At 60.4% G+C, this 5,456-nt stretch carries 2 protein-coding genes; both read left to right on the top strand.

The annotated features are described in order from the left end of the window. Positions 1-1,817 (top strand): DUF7507 domain-containing protein (locus LGQ03_RS16515; protein WP_226749292.1); only part of this gene is annotated, 1,817 nt, incomplete at its 5' end. Between the two features lie 13 nt (positions 1,818-1,830). Then, positions 1,831-5,292 carry an RHS repeat domain-containing protein gene (locus LGQ03_RS16510; protein WP_226749291.1) on the top strand — a complete coding sequence of 1,154 codons (3,462 nt, stop codon included), beginning with the start codon at positions 1,831-1,833 and terminating at the stop codon, positions 5,290-5,292. The last annotated feature ends 164 nt before the right edge of the window (positions 5,293-5,456 follow it).

Below are 5,456 nucleotides of genomic sequence, written 5' to 3'. Positions count from 1 at the left end.
CCGTCGGCGACACCGTCATCTTCGAGATCACCGCAACGAACACCGGCAACGTCACGCTGTTCGATCTGAGTGTCACTGACACCATGACCGCGCTGGACGAGAGCACACGTGACCCCGGGCCAATTGTCCTGACCGCCGGCGATGCAGAGGACAGCCTGGACGTCGGTGCGATCAATATTTACGAGGTCCGGTACGTGCTAACGCAGGCGGACATCAACGCCGGTGGACTGCAGAACCTTGCAGATGTCAGCGCGACGACGCCGGGTGGGGAAAACCTGCTGCGGGCCTCGCGCGATGATGACGATACCGACGGCAACCCAGAGGTCGATCCGACAGTGCTGCTGTTGGAGGGTGTATCCGCAATCGCAGTGACGAAAACAGCAGCGGTGCCGGTGCGTGTCAGCCCGACCGAGCTGCGCTACGATTTCGAGATCGCGGTGGAGAACACCGGGACGATCACGCAGACGAACCTACAAGTTCGCGATGATCTGCGCGCCTTTGCATCGCCTGCGCGTGTGGTGTCAGTCTCTGGGTTGACGACGCGCGGCATGACGGGCTCTGGCGGCATCGCGCGTGATTATGATGGGGTATCGCAGACAGAGACCCTGCGGGGTGACGTGCAGCTGGAACCGGGTGTGACGGGCATCGTTGCGTTTTCTGTCGTGCTCGATGTTGCCGACGGCGGTCCTGAACAACCCAACCGGGCCGAGGTGACGTCCGATACAGAGGAAAATGCTGTCGTTGGCAGTTTTATCGTGACCGCGCCACCACCGGCAGAGGTGCGTGTGACCAAGGTTGCGGATACGCAGACTGCACTTTTGGGTGGATCGGTTGGCTATACGCTGACGTTCACCAATGTGAACCGCACGTTTGAGACGGGCCTGACGTTTGTCGACGCCCTGCCTGCGGGTCTGTCCTACACGCCGGGCACGGCCGTGTTTGACGGGCGCGACGAATCCGAACCTGTGATCGACGGTGCCCGTTTGGAATGGCGCAATGTCACGCTGGGGCCGAACGAGACAATCACCGTGACCCTGTCAGCGCGTGTAACGGGTGGCGATGGTGATCTGGCAAACACGGCCTTTGCCCTCGACAATACCGGTGCGCTGATTTCGAACCGGGCTGAGGCTGTGATCGTGCGCAGACCAGAGGCGGTGTTTGATTGCGGCGACGTGATCGGCAAGGTGTTCGATGACCGCAACATGAACGGCTATCAGGATGGCCTTAACCCGGGTGATACGGCGGCCATCACCGACCAGACCTATAACGGTGGGAAATTCACAGCACCCAAAGAGGTTCTGCCGGGTGGCGAGCCGGGTCTGGCGGGTGTGCGTCTGTCGACGGTCAACGGCACTATCCTGACCACGGATGCCTACGGCCGGTTCTCTGTGCCCTGTGCGGAACTGCCTGCAAACATCGGGTCGAACTTTACGCTGAAACTGGACACGCGGACATTGCCGACTGGTTACAACGTGACGACCGAAAACCCCCGTACCATCCGTCTTACACCGGGCACGGTAGCGAAGATGAACTTTGGTGCCGCAATCGCCAATGTCGTACGGATCGATCTGACGGCGGCTGCCTTTGTCGGTGGCGGCACGGCCCCGGTGCCTGCGCTGTCGGACGGGATTGCAGCGGTGCTGGCGCAAATTCGCAATGTGCCGTCGGTGCTGCAACTGAGCTACTATACCGATGGCGAAGGCCGAAGCCTAGCAGGTGACAGGCTGGATACGGTCGACGATCTGATCCGGTCGCTCTGGGACGGGTCTGCGGGTTACAGCCTGATCATCGAACGTGCGATTAAGGCGGGGCAATAAGATGAGATACGCCATGATCACAGCACTGTTCCCGCGCCGCAGCCTGATGGTACTTTTGACCGCCACGGCGATATCCGCCGTGGGGCAGGGGGTCTGGGCTCAGCAATCCTGCGCCGTGGGCACGGTCCCGGTCCCCGATAATTGCGCACCAAAGGCACCGGCGCTGCCGGGCACCGGGTTTTCGATCACGCTGAACGGTGCGCCGGTTGCGGGTGATGCGCGGGTGGTCGAGGTCGCGCGCAAGGTCGATATCGTTCTGGCCAAGGCGGATATCCGCGTCACCTTTGACGGGCTTGGCGCGCAGCCGCGACTGGATCTGGAACAAGTGCCGGGCAGCGCGCCTGACAGCTATCTTCTGGGCTCTGCCCTGAACTATCCGGCATATGTCACGCGGGCCGAAATGCGGATCGTGCAACTGGATGCGCTGGGTGGCCCCCGCCTGATCGACAGCCTGCCCGTTACCCCGAACGGTCAAGTCAGCTACACGGCACCTGATGCTGGCGAATATGCCGTCGTGCACCGTGTCTACGACGCGCAGGGCCGGTTTGATGAGACACAGCCACAGCCGCTAGGTACGGATTTGCCCGCTGGAAGCGCCGCTGACATCGAGGAGGGCCGCGACACCATCGCACGGCGCGCCATTCCGGTCTTTGGCGGCGCTGTCACAGTATCCGGCGCGAACGTTATGCCCGGTAGCCGCGTGCAGGTTCTGGGCCAGACTGTGCGTCCCGATGCCTCTGGCCGTTTCGTTGTTCAACGGATCTTGCCGCAGGGCGGCTATGATATCGATGTGACTGTCACAGGACCGTTTCAAGCGACAGAGCTGGTGCGCGATATCGATATTCCCGCCGCCGACTGGTTCGCCGTTGGCACCGCCGACGTCACGCTGGGACTGCGCACCGATGGTCGCGATGGCAGTTCAGACAGCTATGCTGTAGGACGGCTTGCCGGGTTCATCAACGGGCGTACCGCCAGCGGCTATGAGATAACTGCCTCTGTCGATACTGGCGAAGGCCCGCTGGAGGATCTGTTGCGCGATCTGGATGAAAAAGATCCGCGTCAGCTGCTGCTGCGGATCGATCCGGATGATTACTATCCGACCTTTGGCGATGATGCAGAAATTCTTGATTTGACGCCGACCTCGGGCAAGATTTACGCCCGTATCGCGCGGGAAAACAATTTTGCTCAATTCGGGGATTTCGTGTCCGAAATGGGCGACAACGCCTTTGTGCGCAACGACCGGACGCTTTACGGTGCGCAGGCGCATGTGGAAACGCGGGTCCAAACCGCATTCGGCACACCGGTCGGGCGCGCTACGGTTCATGCGGCCCAACCCGACAGTATTCCCGTCCGTGAGGCGCTAAATGGCACCGGCGGGTCGGTCTATTTTCTCGCCAACCAGGATGTGTTGCGTGGCACCGAACAACTGTTCGTACAGGTTCGCGACCCGCAGTCCGACCGCGTCATCGAAAGCCGCGCACTGACACCAGGCGTTGATTACGACATCAACTATATTCAGGGTCTGGTGACCCTCTCAGAGCCTTTGCTCAGTAGTACCGGCGACGGCATCGGCGGCACGACCGGACCACGCCGAAACCGCGTGCTGCTGGTTGCGCAGTATGAATATGTGCCCGTGCTGGGCGATATCGACGGCTTTGCCAGCGGTGTCCGCGTTGAACGCTGGGTTGCGCCCGGCCTGCGGGTCGGTCTGTCAGGCACCCGCGACGATACCGGTATCCGCGACCATACGCTGGTCGGCGGCGACCTGCTGTTCGCGCTGACCGAACGGTCCTATCTGCGGCTTGATGCGGCCCGTAGCGAAGGGCAGGGGATTGATACACTTTTGTCTTTTGATGGCGGCCTGTCCACGAATACGCAGGATGCAGCCAGCGGTCAGGGAACGTCAGTCCGGGTCGAGGGCAGTGCTGATCTGACTGATCTGGGCCTGTCCCGAGAGGGCAAGATCAACGCTTATGTCGAACAACGCGAAGAAGGGTTTTCATCCCTCGACACGCAGGTCACCGCGCTGAACGGTGATGAGGACCTGTTCGGTCTGTCGGCCGACGTGCAACTGACGGATGCGACCGCGCTGCGCCTGTCGTACGACAGTTATAAAAGTGCGGCTGGCGACAGCGACAAAGAGGGCGTGGCCGCCGTCACGACAGCCCTGAACGACCGTCTGAGCTATACGCTGGGCGCTGAACGGATCGACCGCGACGCGCTGGGTGAACAGGGCAGCCGCATCGATGTGGCGGCACGCCTGACATATGCCTTTGACAATGCACGATCGGCGTATGTCTTTGGTCAGACGACTGTCGATCGCGACGGGCTGGAGGATAACGACCGTGTCGGTCTGGGCGTGGAACTTGGCACTGGCACCGGCTGGGGGTTCGAGGGTGAACTGTCCGACGGCTCACTTGGCGCGGGTGCGCGGGCCTATGCGGTCTATACCGACGCGGCGGGCGATACACAGTACATCGGCTATACGCTGGAACCAGGTCGTGAACTGAATGGCCTTGATCTGACCGGCGACGACAAGGGCCGGTTCGTCGTTGGTGGCCGCCGGACCCTATCCCAGACCGTGTCGGTATTTGGCGAAAATACCTACGATATGTTCGGCGAGCGGACCTCGCTGATTTCAGCCTATGGCGTGACCTACGCACCGATCGAGAAATTCAGCACGACGCTGGCTTTCGAGACAGGCGAGATCGATGTCGAAGGTTTAGAAACGCTTGACCGCTATGCCGTGTCGCTGGGCGTGTCCTATGCTACTGACGCCGTATCGGCCAAAGGGCGGTTGGAATACCGCAGCGAAGAAGGGTCCGAGGCAGGATCGCTGCGCGACACCGACACTGTCGTCGCAACCGCTGATCTTGCCTACAAGATCGACGAGACACAGCGCGTGCTGTTCAGCGCAGATACCGTGCAATCCAGTGGGTCCGAAACCGGGTTCCGCAATGGGGACTACGCCGACGTGTCAATTGGCTACGCCTTGCGCCCCATCGAGGATGACCGGTTCAATATGCTGGCACGCTATCGCTATCTGGATGACCAGATTGGTCAGCGCGTGGACGGGTTGGATATGCTTGGCCCCGTGCAGCGCAGCCATGTTGGCAGTGTCGATGCATCCTACGACGTGAACCAATATTGGACCCTGTCGGGCAAATTAGGCTATCGCGGTGGTGAATTTGCGCCAGTGCAGGGCGGCACCTTTACCCGGAATGACGCCATGCTGACCGTGATCGGCGCGCGCTATCATCTGGTTGATGATTGGGATCTCTTGGCAGAGGCGCGGCGGTTGGACCTAATAACCGCCGACGTGACGCGCGGCGGCGTTTTGATCGCTGCATTCAAGCAGCTGGGCAAAAATTTGCAGGTCGGTGGCGGATACAACTTTAGCAGATTCTCGGACGATCTGACGGATTTGACATACGATGATCGCGGTGTCTTCGTAAATATCGTTGGTAAGTATTGATTGAAACCTGCTCCCCTGAGAGTGGACTTGCTCGGCCTACGCAAGCTTGAACACTGACGAAAAAGCAGCCTAACTATTGAACCAGAAACTCTCCGGTAAAGGGGCGGTTTGAGGTGCCCCTAGTTTTCTAGACGCCTGCCTCGTTCATTTTCTGCTGTTTCATT

This window comes from Loktanella gaetbuli (assembly GCF_020531945.1).
GTDB lineage: Bacteria > Pseudomonadota > Alphaproteobacteria > Rhodobacterales > Rhodobacteraceae > Loktanella > Loktanella gaetbuli.
The sequence above is the reverse complement of the archived record's forward strand: the minus strand, read 5'-3'. Positions and strand labels throughout refer to the sequence as shown.